Source organism: Nocardiopsis sp. NPDC050513 (assembly GCF_044457925.1).
Classification (GTDB): Bacteria; Actinomycetota; Actinomycetes; order Streptosporangiales; family Streptosporangiaceae; genus Nocardiopsis.
Genome location: NZ_JBITHK010000015.1, coordinates 43,458 through 63,592, shown reverse-complemented (window position 1 = coordinate 63,592; position 20,135 = coordinate 43,458). Strand labels below are relative to the sequence as shown.

At 74.2% G+C, this 20,135-nt stretch carries 19 protein-coding genes; 5 read left to right on the top strand and 14 right to left on the bottom strand.

The genetic code is table 11. The features are described from left to right. Positions 1 to 126: 126 nt before the first annotated feature. Together cas6 and ACIBFB_RS23180 are read right to left on the bottom strand one after the other, a co-directional pair. Positions 127 to 1,080, bottom strand: a complete 954-nt coding sequence (cas6, locus tag ACIBFB_RS23185; protein WP_397233459.1) for a CRISPR system precrRNA processing endoribonuclease RAMP protein Cas6 — start codon at positions 1,078 to 1,080, stop codon at positions 127 to 129. 91 nt (positions 1,081 to 1,171) lie between these two features. Beyond that, entirely contained in the window at positions 1,172 to 1,711 is a 540-nt protein-coding gene (locus ACIBFB_RS23180) for a DUF1697 domain-containing protein (RefSeq protein WP_397233457.1), read from the bottom strand. 118 nt (positions 1,712 to 1,829) lie between these two features. Between ACIBFB_RS23180 and ACIBFB_RS23175 the strand changes: the two genes are divergently transcribed. Further along, positions 1,830 to 2,825, top strand: a complete 996-nt coding sequence (locus tag ACIBFB_RS23175) for a hypothetical protein (RefSeq protein ID WP_397233455.1) — start codon at positions 1,830 to 1,832, stop codon at positions 2,823 to 2,825. Between the two features lie 130 nt (positions 2,826 to 2,955). Here the strand turns inward: ACIBFB_RS23175 and ACIBFB_RS23170 are convergent, their stop codons facing one another. Further along, positions 2,956 to 4,344: a YcaO-like family protein gene (locus tag ACIBFB_RS23170; protein ID WP_397233453.1), complete on the bottom strand. Its 1,389-nt coding sequence runs from the start codon at positions 4,342 to 4,344 to the stop codon at positions 2,956 to 2,958. 300 nt (positions 4,345 to 4,644) lie between these two features. Between ACIBFB_RS23170 and ACIBFB_RS23165 the strand changes: the two genes are divergently transcribed. Beyond that, positions 4,645 to 5,565 (top strand): SAM-dependent methyltransferase, encoded by a 921-nt coding sequence (locus ACIBFB_RS23165; RefSeq protein WP_397233451.1) that lies wholly within the window; start codon positions 4,645 to 4,647, stop codon positions 5,563 to 5,565. A gap of 41 nt (positions 5,566 to 5,606) precedes the next feature. Here the strand turns inward: ACIBFB_RS23165 and ACIBFB_RS23160 are convergent, their stop codons facing one another. Continuing rightward, positions 5,607 to 7,382 (bottom strand): cation acetate symporter, encoded by a 1,776-nt coding sequence (locus ACIBFB_RS23160; protein ID WP_397233449.1) that lies wholly within the window; start codon positions 7,380 to 7,382, stop codon positions 5,607 to 5,609. Continuing rightward, positions 7,382 to 7,672 (bottom strand): DUF485 domain-containing protein, encoded by a 291-nt coding sequence (locus ACIBFB_RS23155; protein ID WP_397233447.1) that lies wholly within the window; start codon positions 7,670 to 7,672, stop codon positions 7,382 to 7,384. Before ACIBFB_RS23155 ends, ACIBFB_RS23160 begins: the two co-directional genes overlap by 1 nt. A gap of 631 nt (positions 7,673 to 8,303) precedes the next feature. Here ACIBFB_RS23155 and ACIBFB_RS23150 point away from each other — a divergent pair. Continuing rightward, positions 8,304 to 8,585, top strand: coding sequence for a hypothetical protein (locus tag ACIBFB_RS23150; protein WP_397233445.1), 282 nt, complete (start codon positions 8,304 to 8,306; stop codon positions 8,583 to 8,585). A 220-nt stretch (positions 8,586 to 8,805) separates the two neighbouring features. Here ACIBFB_RS23150 and ACIBFB_RS23145 read toward each other — a convergent pair whose 3' ends face one another. From ACIBFB_RS23145 to ACIBFB_RS23110, 8 genes are all read right to left on the bottom strand, one after another. Continuing rightward, positions 8,806 to 9,900: a GNAT family N-acetyltransferase gene (locus tag ACIBFB_RS23145; protein WP_397233443.1), complete on the bottom strand. Its 1,095-nt coding sequence runs from the start codon at positions 9,898 to 9,900 to the stop codon at positions 8,806 to 8,808. Between the two features lie 209 nt (positions 9,901 to 10,109). Further along, positions 10,110 to 11,315 carry an imidazolonepropionase gene (hutI, locus tag ACIBFB_RS23140; protein ID WP_397233441.1) on the bottom strand — a complete coding sequence of 402 codons (1,206 nt, stop codon included), beginning with the start codon at positions 11,313 to 11,315 and terminating at the stop codon, positions 10,110 to 10,112. Beyond that, positions 11,312 to 12,694 (bottom strand): formimidoylglutamate deiminase, encoded by a 1,383-nt coding sequence (locus ACIBFB_RS23135; protein ID WP_397233439.1) that lies wholly within the window; start codon positions 12,692 to 12,694, stop codon positions 11,312 to 11,314. The genes hutI and ACIBFB_RS23135 overlap by 4 nt, the downstream gene beginning before the upstream one ends. Beyond that, complete coding sequence (locus ACIBFB_RS23130; RefSeq protein WP_397233437.1) at positions 12,691 to 13,929, bottom strand: allantoate amidohydrolase; 1,239 nt, start codon at positions 13,927 to 13,929, stop codon at positions 12,691 to 12,693. Before ACIBFB_RS23130 ends, ACIBFB_RS23135 begins: the two co-directional genes overlap by 4 nt. 2 nt (positions 13,930 to 13,931) lie before the next feature. Beyond that, positions 13,932 to 15,590, bottom strand: coding sequence for a urocanate hydratase (gene hutU, locus ACIBFB_RS23125; RefSeq protein ID WP_397233435.1), 1,659 nt, complete (start codon positions 15,588 to 15,590; stop codon positions 13,932 to 13,934). Between the two features lie 16 nt (positions 15,591 to 15,606). Then, entirely contained in the window at positions 15,607 to 17,154 is a 1,548-nt protein-coding gene (gene hutH / locus ACIBFB_RS23120) for a histidine ammonia-lyase (protein WP_397233433.1), read from the bottom strand. A gap of 98 nt (positions 17,155 to 17,252) precedes the next feature. Continuing rightward, positions 17,253 to 17,654 carry a type II toxin-antitoxin system VapC family toxin gene (locus tag ACIBFB_RS23115; protein ID WP_397233431.1) on the bottom strand — a complete coding sequence of 134 codons (402 nt, stop codon included), beginning with the start codon at positions 17,652 to 17,654 and terminating at the stop codon, positions 17,253 to 17,255. Beyond that, the gene (locus tag ACIBFB_RS23110) at positions 17,651 to 17,911 is read right to left on the bottom strand and encodes a FitA-like ribbon-helix-helix domain-containing protein (protein WP_397233429.1); all 261 of its coding nucleotides are present in this window, start codon (positions 17,909 to 17,911) and stop codon (positions 17,651 to 17,653) included. The genes ACIBFB_RS23115 and ACIBFB_RS23110 overlap by 4 nt, the downstream gene beginning before the upstream one ends. Positions 17,912 to 18,026: 115 nt before the next feature. On the opposite strand from ACIBFB_RS23110, the gene ACIBFB_RS23105 reads away from it, so the two are divergent. Continuing rightward, the gene (locus ACIBFB_RS23105; protein ID WP_397233427.1) at positions 18,027 to 18,788 is read left to right on the top strand and encodes an IclR family transcriptional regulator; all 762 of its coding nucleotides are present in this window, start codon (positions 18,027 to 18,029) and stop codon (positions 18,786 to 18,788) included. Here the strand turns inward: ACIBFB_RS23105 and ACIBFB_RS23100 are convergent. Beyond that, entirely contained in the window at positions 18,780 to 19,460 is a 681-nt protein-coding gene (locus ACIBFB_RS23100) for a hypothetical protein (RefSeq protein WP_397233425.1), read from the bottom strand. The two genes, ACIBFB_RS23105 and ACIBFB_RS23100, sit on opposite strands and share 9 nt — an antisense overlap. 115 nt (positions 19,461 to 19,575) lie before the next feature. On the opposite strand from ACIBFB_RS23100, the gene ACIBFB_RS23095 reads away from it, so the two are divergent. After that, a complete protein-coding gene (locus tag ACIBFB_RS23095; protein WP_397233423.1) occupies positions 19,576 to 19,833 on the top strand; it encodes a hypothetical protein in 258 nt (85 codons plus the stop codon). Positions 19,834 to 20,135 lie beyond the last annotated feature (302 nt).

Below are 20,135 nucleotides of genomic sequence, written 5' to 3'. Positions count from 1 at the left end.
GCGGGCGGCGGCTCCCGCCCCCGTCCACGGGGTGGGAGCCGCCGGGGTGGAACCGCCGCGGTGTCCCCACCCGCTCGGGGGCCGGCGCCCGACCGCCGTCCTCGGGCGGGAGCCGGCGGTCCCGGATCAGTCGAAGAGCGTCCCGGTGAACTCCTCGGCGGCGACCCGGGGACGCGTGCCGTCCATCCGCTGGGGCGTGCGGCGCCCGCCCCGGTCCGCCCGCCCGCGGGTACGGGGCGCGGGGACCCGGGGGGCCGCCCCCGTGCTGGTCACCGTGTCGACGCGGACGGCGCCGAACCCCTGGGCGGTGTACTTGCCCACTCCCGACAGCTCGACCAGCTCCAGCAGGGCGGCGAAGGCGTCGGCGTGGCGGCGCTCACCGCCGACCAGGTCCAGCCGCAGACCGCCCTCCCAGCCCAGAATGGTGCGGTTGTCGGCGTGGTGGTGCTCGGCCAGCCGTACGTCCTCTCCGGGAAGGGGGACGCGCCGCACCTGCGCCAGGCCGCCGAGCACCAGCTCCAGCCAGGGTTCGGCCAGCTCGCGCGGGGCGAACCGCGCGACCGCGCCCACGGCACCGCTGCCGCCGACGATCCCGCCGCCGGACCGGTGGACCGCGCCGAAGATCCGTCGGGGGTTGGGCCACACGTGCGGGATGCGTTCCCCGGTGGCGTCCCGCGTGGTCATGACGATGGGCGTGCGACTGCGGATCGCCGCCGAGCGGACCGCCGACGGGCCGCGCGAGGACGTGAGCATGCGGAGGTAGGAGACGTCGAAGGTGCGGGTGACCGACAAGGGTTCGAGCAGGTGGTCCCCAATCCGCTGCGGCTGCCCCACCAGGTCCCGCGGGTCGACCGGGGGCGGGACGGCGTCGTCCAGCCAGGTCAGCGTCCAGTGGTGCAGCCGGTCGCCGAGCGGCGCGGGCCAGCCGTTCATCGACCACCGCTTGGCGGCGGCGTGCTCGTCCGGGAGCTGCGGCCACCAGTGGTTGAGCAGTCCGTGACAGTCCTCGGGCCGGATCGGCCGCGCGGTCTCCGCCAGGTCACGCAGGATCACGGTCCAGCGTGTCGGCACCGGCACCACCCCTTCTCACGTGGACGTGACGGCCACGGGTCCGCGCCGTCCTCGGTTCACCGAGGACAACTCTCGGACAGTCGCCCGGGATGGGCGCTGGTCAGCCCTCGGCCATCTCCAGCAGCCGCAGAACGGTGCGCCAGTTGCGTCCCGTGAGGAAGCCGTCGGCGTGCCGGGCGACGAGGTCGGGGACCCTGGCCTTGCGCAGGCCCTCGCGGTGGTCGGTGTAGGCCTCGGTCCCGGTGACGGCGAGGCGTTCGTCGGGAAGGTGCGACAGGTCGAGCCCGCGCAGGGCGTCGACGTCCAGGAGTCCTGAGCAGAACAGGACGAGGAAGCGGGCCGGGTCGGGGACGTCCAGGGGGTTGGCGTCGACGGCGGCGCGCAGCCGGCCGGCCGTGCGCACGACGGTCGGGACGTCCAGGCCGAGTTCGCGGCGGACGGCGTCGCGGACGCGCGCCGCCACGTCGTCGGCGTCGGCCCCGGGCGCGGTCAGCACGACGTTGCCGCTCTGGAGGTGGGTGGCCACGTCGGTGTAGCCCAGCCCGGCGACCAGCGTCCGCAGGTCGGCCATGGCGACACGGCGGCGCGAGCCCAGGTTGATTCCGCGCAGCAGCGCGACGTACCTCGTCATGTCCCCCATTGTGGCGCGGCCGTCGACATTCCCGGATCCCTCGCTCCGCCGGGCGCGGGCGTCCGCGTACGCTGGTCCCGACCGGCGCGTCGAGCAGCGCACCGACCACACGTGATCCGGAGCCGCCTTGCCTCGCCTGACCCACGCCTTCGACGTCGCCGCCGTGGACCGGGAGGTGGTCACGCGAACGGTCGCCGCGGCGCACGAGGTCACCCGCTCGTGCCGGTTCGACGGACGGGGCTGGCTGCTCACCCCCGACGCGCCCACGCGCGAGCGGCTGACCAGGCGCGCCGAGGAGCTCGGGCTCGTCGACCGCGAGGCCGCCGCGCGGCGCGAACGGGAGCGCGTCGCCGAGGCCGAACGCTCGGGCGAGGAGGTCCGCACCGCGGCGGAACGGGCGACCGCGACCGCGCTCCAGCTCCAGACCGGTCGGCACCTCGCACCCCGCAGCCACTACCTTGTCGCCGAACTCTCCGCCGACGGCGTGCCCCTGGAACCGCGCTACGAGGAGGAGGGGTGGAGCAGCACGGGGCTGACCGTCACGTCCTGGGACGAGGCGGGCACGTGCGCCCTGGAGTACGCCATGCCCGACAGCGTCGGCACGGGCGAGCCCCCCGTGACATCGGGAACGGTGGCCCACGACGCGGCGGGCGTCCTCACCGTGACGACGCGGATCCAGCTGCCCGGCCGCTTCCCCCGCTGGCGCGCGGCCGGCGCCACCCTCACCGTCGACACCGGGGCCTGGTACGCCGCCCTGGAGGCGGGCACGACCGGTCCCCCCGTCCGCCTGTCGGCGACCCACGCGCTGGCCGACGTCACCGCCTGGCTCTCCCCCGCGCCCCGCGCCGACGGCCGCTGGGACGTGACGGCGGTGCTGGACGTTCGGGGGCGCGGTCTCATCGCGCGCCCGCTGGTGGCGATGCTGGTCTGGGCGATCCGGGGGTCCTTCCGCAGGGAGGAGCGACACGCGCGCCGTGACCGCCGGACGGAGGTCGTGGGACCGCGTGAGCGCTGGGAACGCGCGGTGCGCTCCTGGGACCGTGTCGCACACCAGGCGCGGCGGATTCCGGACTTTCTCCACGACGTGGCCAAGGCGATGGCCGAAGCGCGGCCCGGGTACTGACCGGAACCACCTTTTCCGGCACCCATTCCCCACGTATTACCGGCTCCTCCGAATTTCTCGGAGAACACAGAGCAACACGTATGTCACGCCGTGATTCAACCTTTGATCGCAGTACCGGAAAACACGGCGTTCACCGCGTTCCGACGTGCCCGCGGCGGCCGCGCGCCCCGGGCAGCGCCAGGTGGCCCTGGGTGACGAGGTGGAAGCGCTCCAGCCCGGGGCACTGGACCTGGACGACGGTGGTCCCGTGCGCCAGTTCCGCGAGCGTGTGCGCCACCACGCGGTGGCCCGCCGCGGCGATCCGCGCCACCACGGCCTCCCGCTGCGCCGCGACGCCGGTCCCGGGCGGCACGAGGTCCGGCGCGGGCGCGCCCTCGGGCGCCGTGCCGAGCCGGTCGGCGACGTCGAGCGTCGCGCAGGCCAGCAACCGGGGATGGCCCGCGAGCCGGGCGCGCACGGCCGGTCCGGTGTCGTGGTCGGCGACCAGGCGGGCGAACGGCGCCGAGGAGTCCCCCGACGCCGACTGCTCGGCCACCACCCGGGCGAGCAGCTCGCCCTGCACGAACTCGGTCACCGCGCGCTCCGCGGCCAGCTCCCCCCACAGCGACGCGCCGAGCCCGTACCGGTGCGCGGCCTCCGGGCCGCCCGACGCGGGCGCGTACGCCATGACCACGGGAACGCCCAGGTCGGTGGTGAGGTCGAGCAGGGCGACCGGCCCGCTGACCAGGGCACGGGCACGGTCGAGCTGGTCGCGCAACCGTCCGGGCAGCGCCGCCTCCGGCACCCTCGCGGGCATGGGACCGCGACCGTAGACCGACCGCAGCAGGAACAGGGAGAACGCGTCGCGCTCGACCCACTCGTTGAGCGCGTGCAGCAGCGCCTCGTCCCGGGTGGCGCCGATCGCGCACCCGGAGTTGACGCTGTAGGACAGCGCGGCGCGGTAGTCGGCGGTGTCGCCGAGGCCGTGCCGCAGGGCGGTCGTCTCGGCGTCCGACCCGGGATACCAGGGCGCCCACAGGTACAGGGGCACGTCCGCTTCGGGGCCGCCGTCGAGCGCCGCGTAGCGCACGCACGCCACCCGGGCGCCGTCCTGGCCGGCCACGTCGCGCACGGCGCGGTCGGCCGCGAACGGACCCCCGCGCAGGTCGGCGGCCCCGACCAGCCGCAGGGGCAGGGAGTCGAGAACGGTGGGGCCGGTGAAGGCGTGTTCCAGGGCCTCGAACCGGGCGCCGACCCTCGCGGCGCCGCCCGCACCCTTGCCCGCGCCCAGTCCGAAGGGGACCTCGGTGCCGTCGGCGCGCCACAGACCGCACTGCACGGCCGTCGGGTCCCGGTCGTCGAGCACCCGGTACCGCGCCCGCCAGCCCAGCGCGCGGGTGTCCGCGCCGACCTGGGCCTCGGCCTCCTCCAGGGACAGCTCGCGTTCGGGCGAGCCGGGCCGGTCCACGGCCCCGCGGCCGGGAAGGGGACGCGAGACGCCCTCCCGCCCGGCCGCGGGGATCCACACGGAACGCGGCACGGCTATTCCGCGACGGCCTCGTCGAGTTCCTCGACGGCCATCGTAATGTCCTCGGTGGGCTCCAGGGGAGCGGCCCAGTCATATCCCGCGCAAGCCATGACGATTCCTCTCTCACGGTGGTTTACCAAGCACGAATCAGCTCCGTGCTCAGGCCTTCCTATCCCACGGTCAAAGCCTTTGTCACCACCTGGCGGACAGGAATTCCTACCATGGTCCGATGTCGCCTTTCACGTTTTCCGCATCCACCTCGCCCGACCTGGGCGGATGCGCGGACGTGTCGGAGAGTGACAGACTCGCGCCATGGTGAACACCCCAACCGACCTCGCACGACGTGTCGAGGAACTGACCGACGGTGTCTGGATCCTGGCCGCGCTCGCGTCGGCGGCAGGCGACGGCTGCCCGGACGGCGCGGCGCTGTCCGACGAACACGGCGCGCTGCTGGCGCACGCGGGTCTGGCCGAGCGCGGCCCGGACGGATGGCGCCTGCTTCCGGCCCACCGCGCGGCCCTGGACCGCCAGTCCGACCCGTCGGCCTTCGCCCGCCGGGTGGCCCGTCAGCTGCGCCAGGCCGCGGACGCGATCGAGGACCGGCCGGCGCCGCCCGAGGACGACGCCGCCTTCGTGGCCGAGGGGGTGGCCTCGGGGGCGCGCGTGGGGTCGTTCCTGGACCTGCTGGCCGCGAGCGTCCCCGGATTCGCCCCGGTGCTCCGGACTGCGGGGCTCAGCGTCCTGGACGTGGGCACGGGGATCGGCGCGGTGGCGGCCACGGTCCTGGACCGCGTTCCCGGTTCCCGCGCCGTCGGCCTCGACACCGATCCGCGCGCGCTGCGGCTGGCCGAGGACCACCTGGCCGAGCGCGGGGTGCGCGACCGGGTCGACCTGCGCCTCCTCGACGTCGCCGACCTGACCTCCGACGACGTCTTCGACCTGGCCTGGCTGCCGCTGTCCGTGCTCTCTCCCGACGCGGCCGACGCGGCGCTGCCCCGGGTCCACGCCGCCCTGCGCCCCGGGGCGTGGCTGGTCAGTGCGACAGCCGTCGGCCCGGACGGCGACGGCGGCACCCGCGAGGCCGTGCTCCGGTGGCGCATGGCGCGCTCCGGGGTCGCCCCGTGGCCGCCGAAGGAGGTGGAGCGGCGGCTCGCCGCGGCCGGGTACCGGGGCGTGACGGCCGTCCCCACGCCCGGCCGCGCGGTCACGCTCGTCGTCGCCCGGCGGGCGTGACCGCGCGGGTCCGGTGTGCCCGCTCCGCCCCGGCCCCGCCCTCAGGAGGAGGACTCGGTGCCCCAGCCGGTGAGCGAGCGGACGCGCAGCTCGGTGTAGCGCGAGGTGTCGCGCTCGTCCGAGAGCAGACTCCCGACCACCGCGCACAGGAACCCGACCGGCACCGCGAACAGCGCCGGGTTCTCCATCGGGATGAGCTGGATGTCGATCCAGGCGGGCAGCAGCGACAGGTTCTCCCCGGTGACCGGGTGCGTCTTGCCCGACATCACCGGGGAGACCAGCATGAGCAGCAGCGTGCACGAGAGCCCGCCGTAGATGCCCCACTCCACGCCGCGGGTGTTGAACCGCCGCCAGAACAGGGTGAGCACGATGACGGGGAGGTTGGCGGCGGCGGCGATGGCGAACGCCAACCCGACGAGGAAGGCCACGTTGAGCTCCTGCGCCCGGATCGCCAGGACGATGGCCAGCCCGCCGACCGCGCACGCCGAGAAGCGGGCCACCCCCACCTCCTGCGACTCGCGCGGCCGTCCCCACATGAGGATGTGCCCGAACAGGTCGTGTGCGATGGAGGACGAGGAGGCCAGGGTCAGGCTGGCGATCACCGCCAGGATCGTGGCCAGCGCCACCGCGGAGATCAGCGCGAGCAGCACCGCCGCGCCCACCGGCCCGGCCGTCAGCCGCCCCAGCTGCTCGGCGAGCATCGGCACCGCGCTGTTGCCCGACGGATCGAGTTCCAGGATGCGGTCGGTCCCCACCAGGGCCGCCGCGCCGAAGCCCAGCGCCAGGGTCATCAGGTAGAACGCCCCCACCATGACGATGGCGCGGTTGACCGAGGTGCGTGCCGCACGGCCGTCCGGCACGGTGTAGAAGCGGATGAGGATGTGCGGCAGGGCGACCGTGCCCAGGACCAGCGCCAGCCCCAGGCTGATGAGGTCGAGCTTGTTGAACATCGTCCGCACCGGGTCACCGGGCACCTCCACCCCCCAGCGCAGCCCCGGTTCGAGGAACGCCTGACCGTGGCCGCTGGCCCGGGCCGCCTCCGTCAGCAGGGCGCGGGGATCGAAGGAGAACTGCGCCATGACCAGCACGGTGAGCAGTCCGGTGGCGCCCAGCAGCACGACCGCCTTGATGATCTGCAGCCAGGTGGCGGCCTTCATCCCCCCGTACATGACGTAGACGATCATCAGGACGCCCACGAGCACGATCGCCCCCGACCGGGCCTGGCCCGGGCCCACGCCCAGGAACGTGCCGCCCTCGTGCAGTCCGAGCAGGACCGCCACCAGAGCGCCCGCCCCGACCATCTGCGCGACCAGGTAGAACACGCACACGGTGACGGTGGAGACGGTGCACGCCAGGCGCACCCGCATCCTGCGCATACGGAACGCGGGCAGGTCGGCCATGGTGAAGCGGCCGGTGTTGCGCATCAGTTGGGCCATCGGCAGCACCAGCAGCCACGCCACCAGGAAGCCGACGGAGTACAGGAAACCGTCGTAGCCCCTCAGCGCGATCATCCCGGCGATGCCCAGGAAGGACGCGGCCGACAGGTAGTCCCCGGTCAGCGCCAGGCCGTTCTGGGTGCTGGAGAAGGCGCGGCCACCGGCGTAGTAGTCGACCGCGCCGTGCGTGGTCCGGCGGGCCCGCACGGTGACGGCCAACGTGACGAGGACGAACACGGCGCACAGGACGAGCGTCCAGGCGTGCGCGGCGCCGAACTGGCCGGCGAGGCCGGTGGCGTCGGCGGAGGCCGCGTGGGCGGTGCCGTCCCCCGTGACGGCACCGCCCACGGGCTCTCGGAGGACGCCGGACGAGGCGGTCATCACCGGATCACCCGCCCGCTCACGGTCTCCTCCTCGCGGACCCGCTCGCGGATCCGTTCGGCCAGCGGATCGATCGCGCGGGCCGAGAAACGGCCGAAGGCCCAGGAGAGCGCGAAGACCACCAGGAACTGGCCGATTCCCATGACGAGGGCGACGTTGACCGGGGCGAACACCGGCCTGGCCATGAATTCCCTGGCATAGGCGGTGAACAGCAGATAGGTGAGGTAACTGAGGAGGAATCCGGACACCAGAACGATCGCCTGGAGTGCGAATCTCCTTCGCAGTTTCACGAAACCCGGGTCCACTGACATCCGTTCGCACGCGCGCGCCACGTCGGCCCGCGCGCGCCTGCGCGCCGCCGCCGACCTGGGACCCCGTGGACGGAACGGCTCCCTCCGCCCGTCGACACGCCTACCGAAGGCGCCCTCCATATACTCGACCACAGCCCTCCCCCTGCGTTTCTCCCCCGGATTCCGCTCCCCCACGGCATCCGCCGTCACCGGCGCGCGCCATGAGGGCGCGATACCGATTCCTCCTCCACCGCCGCGCGTGCGCGCCGACGTGTCGTGAAGTGGGAATTACGATAGCCAGGAGAACGCCGCCGCGTTCACCAAACGCACAAATCGGTTGACGCGCATTCCGCGCACCGATCACACGAACCGGACGAAGCGCCGTGGAATCCACCAGTGCGTACCAAACCACGACCGGGGGTCCCCGACCCGGCCGCACGGCACCGGCACGCCCCGCCCTTCCAGCGCCGACGCGCCGCGCGCGGGCGCGGACGGTGTCCGGTCTTCGCTAGGCTTCGGGGCGACCCCGAACCCGACACGGAATCCGCCGCTCATCGGCTTTCCGCGTTCGTACACGTGTATGATTACGGGGTCCGGACTATTCACGCGATACCGAAGGGAAATCCCCGCCGTGGTCACCGAGGTCTTCACGCGCAAGTACTGCGATCCCCACGCCGTCCGCGAGGAGAAGGTCGAGGCGACTGAGGTCATCCAGTTCGCCTGGGAGGGCGCCGTCCGCGAGGTCGACGCCTGTGACGAGTGCGCCAAGGAGCACGAGTCCCGCTACGAGCCCCTCGTCGACTACTCCCGTCCGGTGAAGAAGCGCCGCGTTTCCAAGAAGACGTCCGCTTCGGCCCCCGCCGACGACGGCTCCGCCGACGCGGCCGCGGACAGCGAGTCGGACGCAGACTAGGCCCACCCGTCGCCCGCCACCGCCCGAGGACCGCTTCGCGGCGGGGCGGGCCCCCTCAACGGACGCCTCCGGCGCAGCACCACCCACCCGTCGCCCGCCACCGCCCGAGGACCGCTTCGCGGCGGGGCGGGCCCCCTCAACGGACGCCTCCGGCGCAGCACCCACGAGCGGGGGTCGGCGACACCCCCAGTGACCGCCGACCCCCGCGTCTCGTCGCGGCTCAGGCCTGGCCCATCAGCCTCGCCACCTGACCGCCGCGGCGCGCCTCACCGCCCACGCCCGCCTGCACCGCCTCAGCGACCGGCAGGCGGGCGTGCACGTACGTGCCGCCCTGCGGCCGCACCGACGCGCCCAGTCGCCGCATGATCCTCAGCATCCCCGTGTTGGCCAGGCTGGTCTCCGCCCGCACCTCGGCCAGGCCCCAGTCGGCGGCCACCACCGTCAGCGCCCGGGCCACCGCGGTACCCACACCGCGCCCCTGCCAGGCGTCCTCCACCAGGAAGGCGATCTCGCCCACACCCGGGTCCAGGGTGTACATCAGGTGCCCGAGCGCCACCGGCTCCTCCCGCCCGCGCGGGCGCACCGCCAGGGTCAGCCCGCGTTCGGGGTCGCAGAACACACGCAGCATCCGCGGGCTCAGCTCGCTCATGCCCGTGAAGTACCGGTTGCGCACCGTCTCCTCCGAGCAGCGGCGGTGCAGGTCGCTCAGGGCGGGCGCGTCGCTCTCGCGCACCTGGCGCAGGGACAGCGCCACGCCCTCACCGGTGCGCACGATCCGGTCCGTGGGCACCGGACCCGTCGACGGCATCACCGAACGCACCAGGGCGTCCGCCCGGCTCGACTCGGTCCAGGTGAACGGGTGGGAGGCGCGGCGGACCAGCACCCCGCGCAGGGGGCCGACCGGGACCAGCATGGCCGTGCCCGCGTCGGCGTCCGCGACCTCGTCCGCCCGGGTGAGGTTGGTCCACCGGGCGTCGTCGGCCAGCAGGAGTTCCGCGAGCGCCTCGGGCAACCGGTTGGGGTGGGCCCGCAACCGCGCGGTGAGCAGAAGGGCCCGGGTGACGTCGTCCCCGACCTCGCGCCTGTGGGCGGGAACGGCCGTCACCGTACCGGACGGACTGAGCTCCGCGACCGCGCGCACCGCCCGCGCGTGGTTGCCCGGCACGTCCACGACGAACTCGTCGACCACGCCCGCCACGTCGGTGTGCAGGGACAGGCCGACGATGTTGCCTCCGTGCCGCGCGAAGGCGCCGACGACCTCCGCGAGCCCGCCGGGGCGGTCCTCGACCGCCGTCCTGATCCTCCACAGGCCCACAGTGTCCTCCAGGGGGTGGTTGCTCCCGTCGCCGCGGTACGACTCTGGACCGCGACGACGGGACGCGCACCGACGTGGTGTCCACGGTGGGCGACGCACGTTTCGGGGACGTTAGCCGACCGTTGAGTTCCGTCGGCGATCTCGCCGGACCGCGTGATACGGCGTCATCGAGGGACGTCCGGTACCGGCTCGGAACGGATCGGCGCCGGTCAGGGGCGTCCGGCGACCAGCTCGCCGTCCTTCCACACCGCCGCGACCTGCGGGACCCCCGGCCGGTAGGCCAGGTACAGGTGGTTGGGCGCCTCCAGGAGCGTGAGGTCGGCGCGCGCGCCCGGCGCCAGGTGGCCCACGTCCGTGCGGCGCAGGGCCCGGGCGCCGCCCGCGGTCGCCGCCCACACCGCCTCGTCCGGCGTCATCCCCATGTCGCGGACGGCGACGGCGACGCAGAAGGCCAGGCTGGAGGTGAAGCACGACCCCGGGTTGCAGTCGCTGGCCAGGGCGACCAGGGCTCCGGCGTCGATGAGCGCGCGTGCGTCGGGGTAGGGCTGGCGGGTGGAGAAGTCGACGCCCGGCAGCAGCGTGGCCACGGTCGGTTCGGGCCGCCGGGCCGCCTGGGCGAGGGCGTCGACGTCCTCGGCGGTCAGGTACGTGCAGTGGTCGACGGAGGCGGCGCGCGTCTCGACCGCGAGCCGCACGCCCGGCCCCTCCCCGAGCTGGTTGCCGTGCACGCGGGGCAGCAGCCCGCGCCCGACACCGGCGGCGAGCACCCGGCGCGAGGCCTCCTCGTCGAAGGCGCCGCGCTCGCAGAACACGTCCACCCACCGCGCGTGCGGCGCGCACGCCTCCAGCATGGGCCCCGTCACCAGGTCGACGTAGCCCTGCGGATCGTCCGCGTACTCGGGAGGGACCACGTGCGCGCCGAGGAAGGTGACCTCCTCGGTGACCCGGGCGGCCACGGCCAGGGCGCGTTCCTCGTCGGCGACGGTGAGCCCGTACCCGGACTTGACCTCCAGGGTGGTGGTGCCCTGCGCGTGCGCCTCGCGGACCAGGCGCCGGGCGTTGGCCAGGAGTTCGGCGTCGCCGGCCGCCCGGGTGGCGGCGACGGTCGTGCGGATGCCGCCCGCCGAGTACGGTCTCCCGCTCATGCGCGCGGCGAACTCCCGGCTCCGGTCGCCCGCGAACACGATGTGCGAGTGGCTGTCGACGAAGCCGGGCAGGACGCAGCGCCCGGCGGCGTCGACCCGGGCGTCGGCCGCGGGGGCCCGGTCGCGCGGCCCGGCCCAGGCCACGCGACCGTCCTCGATCACCAGGGCGGCGTCGGGGATCTCGCCGACCTGCCCGTGCCCGAGCCCGGGATCGTTGGTGACCAGGGTGGCGATGGCGTCGACGAGGACCGCGCGGGGCGTGTCGGTCATGTGTGCAGCTCCTTGATCACCGTGTCGAGGTCGTGTGCGGCGTCGGGCAGGCGGGTGTGCACGCCGTCGCGGACGGTCCAGCGCCCGTCGGCCATCACGTGGCGCACGTCGGCGGCGGTCGCCGCGAAGACCACCGCGTCCGTGGCCCGGGCGGGATCGGCCCCGGCCAGCCGGACGCCGTCCAGGGGCACGTTGACCAGGTCGGCCCTGGCCCCCGCCCGCAGCTCACCGGCGTCCGCCCCGCCCCGCTCCGGGCCGCCCGCCCAGCCGAGCGAGCGGTGGCCGTGCGTGGAGGCCGCGCGCAGCAGCGCGCCGCCGCCCAGGGTGCCGCGCCGGTGGGTGCGCAGGCGCTCGTGCAGTTCGACGCCGCGCGCCTCGGCGAACAGGTCCGTCTGCGCGTGCTGGTCCGTGCCCAGACTCAGCCGGTCCGGCGCGAGGTCGCCGGTGCGGGGCAGACCGTCGGCCAGGTCCCGCTCGGTCGTCGGGCACAGGCACACGGTCGCCCCCGCGCCGCGGACCGCGGCCACGTCGGCGTCGGTCAGGTGGGTGGCGTGCACCAGCGTGGTGCGGTCGGACAGGGCCCCGGCGTCGGCGAGCACCCGGGTGGGGGTGCGTCCGTACGCGGCCAGGCAGGCGGCGTTCTCCGCCGGCTGCTCCGACACGTGGACGTGCAGGGGCATCCGGTGCGCGTCGGCGAAGGCGGCCACGCCGGGCAGGTCCTCGGCGGGGACCGCGCGCACGGAGTGCGCCGCCGCGCCGACCCGGGCGTGCTCCCCCTCCGGGGTGAAGGCGGCGACGCGGTCGGCCCACCCGGCCACGTCGCCGTCGCCGAACCGGCGCTGGGGGCCGGTGAGCGGCGGGTGCGACCCGTGCTCGTCCAGCCCCCCGGACAGGTAGCACACGTCGAGCAGCGTGATCCGCACCCCGGCCTGCGCCGCCGCCTCGACCAGGGCGTGGCCCATCGCGTTCGGGTCGGCGTAGCGCGCGCCGCCCGCGGCGTGGTGCAGGTAGTGGAACTCGCCCACGCACGTCACCCCGGCCAGGGCCATCTCCGCGTAGACCGCCCGCGCCAGGCGCAGGTAGGAGTCCGGGTCCAGGCGTTCGGCGACGCGGTACATCCCCTCGCGCCAGGTCCAGAACGAGCCGCCGTCCGCGTGGGTGCGGCCGCGCAGGGCCCGGTGGAAGGCGTGCGAGTGGGCGTTGGCCAGACCCGGCAGGGTGAGACCGGACAGGACCTCGGCGCCCTCGGGCGGCACGGCGGCCTCCGCCACCGAGGCGAACCGTCCGTCGGCCACATCCAGCAGCACGCCGCGGGTGGGGGCGTCTCCGCCGAGCCAGGCCCACTCGCACCAGTGGCGGCCGGTCACGGGCGCGGTCACGGCGCCACCTCCCCCACGGGTCGGGCGAGCAGGTCCTGGAGCACGTCGGCCAGGGCGAGCACCCCGGCGTGGCAGTCGTCGGGGCGCGCCCACTCCTCCGGCGAGTGCGACACCCCGGTGGGATTGCGCACGTAGAGCATCGCGGTGGGCACGTGCGCGGCGAGCACCCCGGCGTCGTGTCCGGCGCCGGTGGGGAGGACCGGCACGCGGGGATCGGGGGCCCGGGTGCCGACGACGGCCGCCAGACGGTCGCGCAGCCCGTGCGCGAACGGCACCGGCGGAGTGAGCGACTCGGCCGCCATCGCGTAGCCGACGCCGTGCTCGCGCGCGGCGGCCTCGGCCCGGGCGCGCACGCCCTCGACCACGGCCGTGAGCGCGGCCTCGGAGTCGGCGCGGGCGTCCAGCCAGGCGTTGACCAGGGACGGGATGGCGTTGGTGCCGTTCGGCACGATCACCGTCCTGGCCACGGTGGCGCGCGCGCCGTGCTCCTCGGCCAGGGCGCGGGCGGCCAGGACGGCGTGCGCGAAGGGCAGCATGGGGTCGTTGCGGTCGGCCAGTCGGGTGGTCCCGGCGTGGTCCGCGCGGCCGGTGAAGTCCATCCGCCACCGGCCGTGCGGCCAGATCGCGCTGGCCACGCCCACCGCGTGGTCGGTGTCCTCCAGTGCTCGGCCCTGCTCCACGTGCAGTTCGACGAACACGTCCAGCAGGGCGAGCGCGTCCGGATCCGGGCCGATGCCGTCCGGGTCGTGCCCGGCCCCGGCCATCGCCTCGGCCCAGGTGACCCCGGCGGCGTCGGTCAGCCCGCGGGCGCGTCCGGGCGCGATCTCCCCGGTGGTCAGGCGGCTGCCCAGGCAGGGGACGCCGAACCGGCCGCCCTCCTCCTCCACGAACACCACCAGGGCGAGCGGGCGGTCGGGGCGCACCCCGCGGGAGCGCAGCTCGTCGACCGCGGCCAGGGCGCTGGCCACCCCGAGCGGGCCGTCGAAGGCCCCGCCGTCCGGCACCGAGTCCAGGTGGGAGCCGGTGGCGACCGCTCCGGGGCCGGGCGTCCCCCACCAGGCCCACAGGTTGCCGTTGCGGTCGGTGCGCACGTCGAGTCCGCGTGCCGCGGCCTCCCCGGTGAACCAGGCGCGGGCGTCGGTGTCGGCGCCCTCCCAGGTGTACCGGCGGTAGCCGCCGCTGTCGGCGTCGCGCCCGACCGGGGCCAGGTCGGCCCACAGACGGTCGAAGGACACGGTCACTCCCCCTCGGCCATGGGGACGCGGATGCCGTGCTCGGCCGCCACCCGCGCGGCGTCCTCGTATCCGGCGTCCACGTGCCGGATCACGCCCATGGCGGGGTCGTTGGTCAGGACCCGGTCGAGCTTGGCCGCGGCCAGCTCGGTGCCGTCGGCGACGCTGACCTGGCCCGCGTGCAGGGAGCGGCCCATGCCCACGCCGCCGCCGTGGTGGATCGACACCCACGAGGCGCCTGAGGACGTGTTGACCAGGGCGTTGAGCAGCGGCCAGTCGGCGATGGCGTCGGAGCCGTCCTTCATCCCCTCCGTCTCGCGGTAGGGGGAGGCGACCGAACCGGTGTCCAGGTGGTCGCGGCCGATGGCCAGCGGCGCGGAGACGGCGCCAGAGGCGACGAGGTCGTTGAAGCGCGCCCCGGCGGCGGCCCGCTCCCCCTGGCCGAGCCAGCAGATCCGCGCGGGCAGACCCTGGAAGGCGACGCGTTCGCGCGCCATGCGGATCCACCGCGTCAGGTGGTCGTTGTCGGGGAACAGGTCGAGGACCGCCTCGTCGGTGCGGGCGATGTCGGCGGGGTCGCCGGACAGGGCGGCCCACCGGAACGGGCCCCTGCCCTCGCAGAACAGCGGCCGGATGTAGGCCGGGACGAACCCGGGGAAGTCGAACGCACGGGTGAAGCCGCCCGTGCGCGCCTCGTCGCGGATGGAGTTGCCGTAGTCGAAGACCTCGGCTCCGGCGTCCATGAAGCCCACCATGGCCTCCACGTGCGCGGCCATCGACGCGCGGGCCCTGAACGTGAACTCCTCGGGCTTGGCTGCGGCCAGGTCGCGCCAGTCCTCGAAGGCCACGCCGACCGGCAGGTAGGCCAGCGGGTCGTGCGCCGAGGTCTGGTCGGTGACCACGTCGATCGGGGCGCCCTGGGCCAGCAGCGCGGGCAGCGCCTCGGCGGCGTTGCCCAGGACGCCGATGGACAGGGCGCGGCGCTCGTCGCGGGCCCGGACGGCCAGCCGCAGGGCGTGGGCGAGGTCGTCGGCGCGCACGTCCAGGTAGCGGTGTTCGAGACGGCGGTCGATCCGGCTGGAGTCGCACTCGACCACGATCGCCACGCCGCCGTTCATCGTCACGGCCAGCGGCTGGGCGCCGCCCATCCCGCCGAGGCCCGCGGTGAGCGTGATGGTTCCGGCCAGCGACCCCCCGAAGCGCCGGGCGGCGACCGCGGCGAAGGTCTCGTAGGTGCCCTGGAGGATGCCCTGGGTGCCGATGTAGATCCACGAACCGGCGGTCATCTGCCCGTACATGGTCAGGCCCTGGGCCTCCAGGCGGCGGAACTCCGGCCAGTTCGCCCAGTCGCCGACCAGGTTGCTGTTGGCGATCAGGACGCGGGGCGCCCACTCGTGGGTGCGCATGACGCCGACCGGTCGCCCGGACTGCACGAGCAGGGTCTCGTCGCCCTCCAGGTCCCGCAGGGACGCGGTGATGCGGTCGAAGCTGCGCCAGTCGCGCGCGGCCTTGCCGGTGCCGCCGTAGACCACCAGGTCCTCGGGGTGCTCGGCCACCTCGGGGTCGAGGTTGTTGTGGAACATGCGCAGGGCGGCCTCCTGCTGCCAGCCCTTGGCGGACAGGGCGGTGCCGCGGGCGGCGCGGACGGTGCGCGGGGTGCTCATGGGTCTCCTCGGGGTCTCAGGCGAGCGCGGTGACGGATTCGGCGGCGGCGACGACGGTGCCGTCGGCGACCAGCGCGGCGACGGCGGCGATCTCGGGCGCCAGGTGGCGGTCGGGGCCGGGGCCGGACACGCGCTCGCGGACGGCGCGCAGGACGGCGCCGGTGGCGGGTCCGGGCTCCAGCGGCGAGCGCAGGTCCAGGGCGCGGGCGGCGGTGAGCAGCTCGACGGCGAGCACGCTGGTCAGGCCGTCCACGGCGCGGCGGAGTTTGCGCGCGGCCGACCACCCCATGGACACGTGGTCCTCCTGCATGGCGGAGCTGGGGATGGAGTCGACGCTGGCGGGCGCGGCCAGGCGCTTGAGCTCCGAGACGATCGCGGCCTGGGTGTACTGGGCGATCATGTGCCCGGAGTCGACGCCGGGGTCGTCGGCGAGGAAGGCGGGCAGGCCGTGGGAGCGGGCGACGTCGAGCATGCGGTCGGTGCGGCGCTCGGCGATGGAGGCGGTGTCGGCCACCGCGATGGCCAGGAAGTCCAGCACGTAGGCGACGGGCGCGCCGTGGAAGTTGCCGTTGGACTCCACGCGGCCGTCGTCGAGGACGACCGGGTTGTCGATGACGCTGTCGAGCTCGCGCCGGGCGACCAGGAGCGCGTGGTCGAGCGTGTCGCGGGCGGCCCCGGCGACCTGGGGGGCGCAGCGCAGTGAGTAGGCGTCCTGGACGCGGTTGCACTCGGGGCCGCGGTGGGAGGCGACGATCGGCGAGTCGGCGAGCATCGCGCGGATGTTGGACGCCGAGGCGGCCTGGCCCGGGTGCGGGCGCAGGCGCTGCAGCTCCTCGGTGAACACCCGGTCGGTGCCCAGCAGGGCCTCCACGCTCATCGCGGCGGTGACGTCGGCGACCTTGAGCAGCCGACCGAGGTCCTCGCAGGCCAGCACGAGCATGCCGAGCATGCCGTCCGTCCCGTTGATGAGGGCCAGCCCCTCCTTGGCGCCCAGCTCGACGGGGCTCAGGCCCGCCTCGTGCAGGGCCGTGTAGGCGGGGAGCCTGGCCCCGGAGCCGTCGTGGACCTCGCCCTCCCCCATGAGGGCGAGCGCCACGTGGGACAGCGGCGCCAGGTCTCCGGAGCAGCCGAGGCTGCCGTACTCGTGGACGACGGGGGTGATCCCGGCGTTGAGCATGGCGGCCAGGGTCTCGACGGTGGCGACCTCCACCCCGGTGTTGCCGGAGGCCAGGGTGCGCAGCCGCAGCAGCATGAGCGCGCGGACGACCTCGCGCTCGACCTCGGGCCCGGTCCCGGCAGCGTGGGAGCGGATGAGGGAGCGTTGGAGACGGGCGCGCAGGTCGGGGGCGATGTGGCGGGTGGCCAGGGCGCCGAAGCCGGTGCTGACCCCGTAGGCGGGGACCTCGCCGCGGGCGAGCGACTCGACCCGCTCGCGGCCGTGCCGGACGGCCTTGAGGGCCTCCTCGGAGAGCGTGACGCGGGCGCCCCCGCGCGCGACGGCCAGAACCTGGGCCGGGGTGAGCGGGGCGCCGCCGACGGTGACGGAAGGAACTGCTGTGGTCATACCCCCATTGCAGCGCTGGTGAGCCCGCTGGTGAAGGGGTGACCCACGGTTTCTGTCTGACATTTCAGACAAAACTGGGCTGACCCACCACCCGTTCGCTACCGGATGACCCGCACCTCGCACCTCAGGCCCGGCGCCGCGGCCAGCCGAGCATCCCCCGTCACGAGTGCGCAGTCGAGCGCCTCCGCCACCGCGACGTAGGCCGCGTCGTAGGACGTCAAGTTGGACCGCAGATCCCAGATCCGGTCCGCCACTCCGCCGACCAGGTCCACGTGCGCGATCGCCTGCAAGCCGTAGAGCTTGCGCGCCGCCTCCGCATCCCCGGTGGTCACCTTCTTGCCAAGTATGAGCCCACGCAGCGAGTTGAGGAACTCCACAGGCTGATGGCTTGGCGCGTACCACTCACAATCTGCTCTTAGCACCCTTCGCGCCACGGTGGTGCTCCGCCCCGGTGCCCCGAGATAGAGGTCGATCAGCACGGACGTGTCGACGACGATCACGCGGCACCGCTCTCCCCATCGCCGCCTGACACCTCGTCGCCGCGAGCGGCTCGCACTGCCGCGACGATCTCATCCATGCTCAGATTGGCCCCCGGCAGAGGCGTCTGTTCGGCGATCTCCCGGTTACGGGCGAAACGCGCCTCGCGCTCCAGGACCGAGAGCACATACGCCTGAAGCGACTGCCCCGATCGTTTGGCCTCCGCCGCCAGGATGTCTCTGACCTCGTCCGGAACGTCCTTGACCTGAATAGCTGCCATGGCGCCATGGTAGCGCAACTTGGCTCAATTCTTTCGCTGAAGACAGCGATGGGTAGCGCCAAAACAGCGCCCAAATTTCTTCTCTGTCACCTCGGTCGGATGGGACAATCGGGATATGACTCTCGTTCCGGCGGCCACGCGCGCGCTGCGGCTGCTGCGCTTCCTGGCGTCGCGGCCCGGCCCCGTGTCGGCGTCGACCGTCGCCGCCGAACTCGGGCTCCCGCGCTCCAGCGTCTACCAACTGCTGGAGGCCATGGCCGAGGAGGGGTTCGTCACCCACCTGCCGGAGGAACGGCGCTGGGGGCTGGGCGTGGCCGCGTTCGAGATCGGCTCGGCCTACCTGCGCCACGAGGGGCTCGAACGGCTCGCGCGCCCCCTGCTGAACCAGCTGACCGAGGCCACCGGCGCCACCGCCCACCTGGGCATCCTGCACGGCTCGGACACCCTGTACCTGCTCAAGGAGCAGCCCCCGCACGCGCCCACCCTCATCACCGGCGTCGGCGTGCGCCTGCCCGCCCACCTGACCGCCTCGGGCCGGGCCATGCTCGCCCTGCTCCCCCGCGCCCAGGTCCGCGCCCTCTACCCGGACGCCGCTGCCTTCACCGACCGCACGGGCCGGGGCCCCAGCACGCCCACCGCACTGCGCCGCGTGCTCGCCGACGAGTCCAGGCAGGGATGGTCGATGGAGAACGGCCAGGTCACCGAGGGGTTCGTGTCCGTCGCGGCCGCCGCCACCGACCACAACGGCCGACCCGCCGCCGCGATCAGCCTGACCGTGCCCAGCGCCCGGCCGGTCACGCCCCAGGCCCTGGCCGCGCGCGTGCGCGACGCGGCGGCCGACCTCACCCGGCGGCTGGACGGGCGCGCGTCACCGTAGCGGTTCGCTGCGCTCCACGATCGACGGCAGCGGCGCCGTCCGCTCGATCATCCGCAGGATGCGTTCCTTGACGTCCTCGGGCACCTGCACGTAGAACTGCGTGGGCGCGTCGACCTCCTCCAGCCCCAGGCTCTCGGCGGTCTCCGCCCAGCTGGGCAGTTCGGGGTCGGTGCGGTGGGTGTCGAGCACGAACTCGATGAAGTAGGTGAGCCGGCGCCCGCCCGTGTGCACCTCGCGGATCCGCCGCACCTCCGGCCACGCGACGAACGTTCCCTCGCCCGGGAACCACCACTTGCGCTCCTGCAGGACGGTGACCCCGTCGCTGTCCGCGCTGATCCCCTGCCGGGTGATGCGCTGCGGCAGCCCGCGCACCACCACGACGTTGCTGCCCGGGCCGAGGAAGGCCATCACCACGGCGGCCGTGCCCCACAGGACGACCGAACCGACCGTGCGGTCCCCCGACACCAGAGACCAGACCAGGGACCCGACCACAACGAGGAAGCCGAGGGTCAGGGCCGCCGAGAAGTAGGCGACCGCCATCCACATGCGGGCGTGCGGGCCGCGCAGGCTGACGTACCGGCGCAGGTGCGACACCCCGGCGGGCGGCTGGGTCAGGTCCGAGGGCACGCCCCGGACGGCGGCGCCGGAGTCGGAGGGTTCGGGGGAAGCCATGGCCCCATTCTCCCAACTCTCCCGTGTGCCCGGTGCGCCGGACCGCCCGCGCGGCGGGGGATCGATCCGCGCGAAGCCCGGGCGAGGGGACCGCCCTCGGGCTAGAGTCCCGTCCATGAGACGCAACACGCGCGAATTCGACACCGAACTGCGGGCCAACGGCGAGATCATCACCCTGGACGGAGTCTCCTACCAGGGGCGGACCGTGCTGGTGGACGGACCGGACCAGTTCGCACCCCTGGAACGCTGGGCCAAGGGCGTCGCCGAGTCCCTGGGCGAACCGGTGACCTGGCGCGCCCTGGAGAAGGGCGAACTGGCCGCACGGGGCACGGTGCAGCCCGGGCCGGGGGCTCAGAACCTGCGCGCGCTCTGAGCTCCGCACTTGGCGCACTGGAACTTGCGGTCGTCGCCGAGAATCCAGTCGTGGTCGCCACCGGTCGGACACGCTGACATCGACACCATCTCCTCAGGAGGGGCTTTCGGGGGTGCGTGGCGATCACTGTAATTCCCAGTAACCACACCAGTCCCGGGAATGAGAAAGTCCACCAGTCCTTCACATCCGCGCCCGACAGTGCCATCCCACGATGGAATTGTCAGCACCTGGTGTGATCGCATCGTCATTCCACGCCACCGCCGCCGTCCCCACCACGATGACGTGACCGCCCCGAACGCCCC

Bases quoted from the DNA above. Each gene is read 5' to 3' on its own strand.
- ACIBFB_RS23180 (WP_397233457.1), bottom strand. From the start codon at position 1,711: ATGGGGGACATGACGAGGTACGTCGCGCTGCTGCGCGGAATCAACCTG.
- ACIBFB_RS23165 (WP_397233451.1), top strand. From the start codon at position 4,645: ATGGTGAACACCCCAACCGACCTCGCACGACGTGTCGAGGAACTGACC.
- ACIBFB_RS23160 (WP_397233449.1), bottom strand. From the start codon at position 7,382: ATGACCGCCTCGTCCGGCGTCCTCCGAGAGCCCGTGGGCGGTGCCGTC.
- hutI (WP_397233441.1), bottom strand. From the start codon at position 11,315: ATGACCGACACGCCCCGCGCGGTCCTCGTCGACGCCATCGCCACCCTG.
- hutU (WP_397233435.1), bottom strand. From the start codon at position 15,590: ATGAGCACCCCGCGCACCGTCCGCGCCGCCCGCGGCACCGCCCTGTCC.
- hutH (WP_397233433.1), bottom strand. From the start codon at position 17,154: ATGACCACAGCAGTTCCTTCCGTCACCGTCGGCGGCGCCCCGCTCACC.
- ACIBFB_RS23110 (WP_397233429.1), bottom strand. From the start codon at position 17,911: ATGGCAGCTATTCAGGTCAAGGACGTTCCGGACGAGGTCAGAGACATC.
- ACIBFB_RS23105 (WP_397233427.1), top strand. From the start codon at position 18,027: ATGACTCTCGTTCCGGCGGCCACGCGCGCGCTGCGGCTGCTGCGCTTC.
- ACIBFB_RS23100 (WP_397233425.1), bottom strand. From the start codon at position 19,460: ATGGCTTCCCCCGAACCCTCCGACTCCGGCGCCGCCGTCCGGGGCGTG.
- ACIBFB_RS23095 (WP_397233423.1), top strand. From the start codon at position 19,576: ATGAGACGCAACACGCGCGAATTCGACACCGAACTGCGGGCCAACGGC.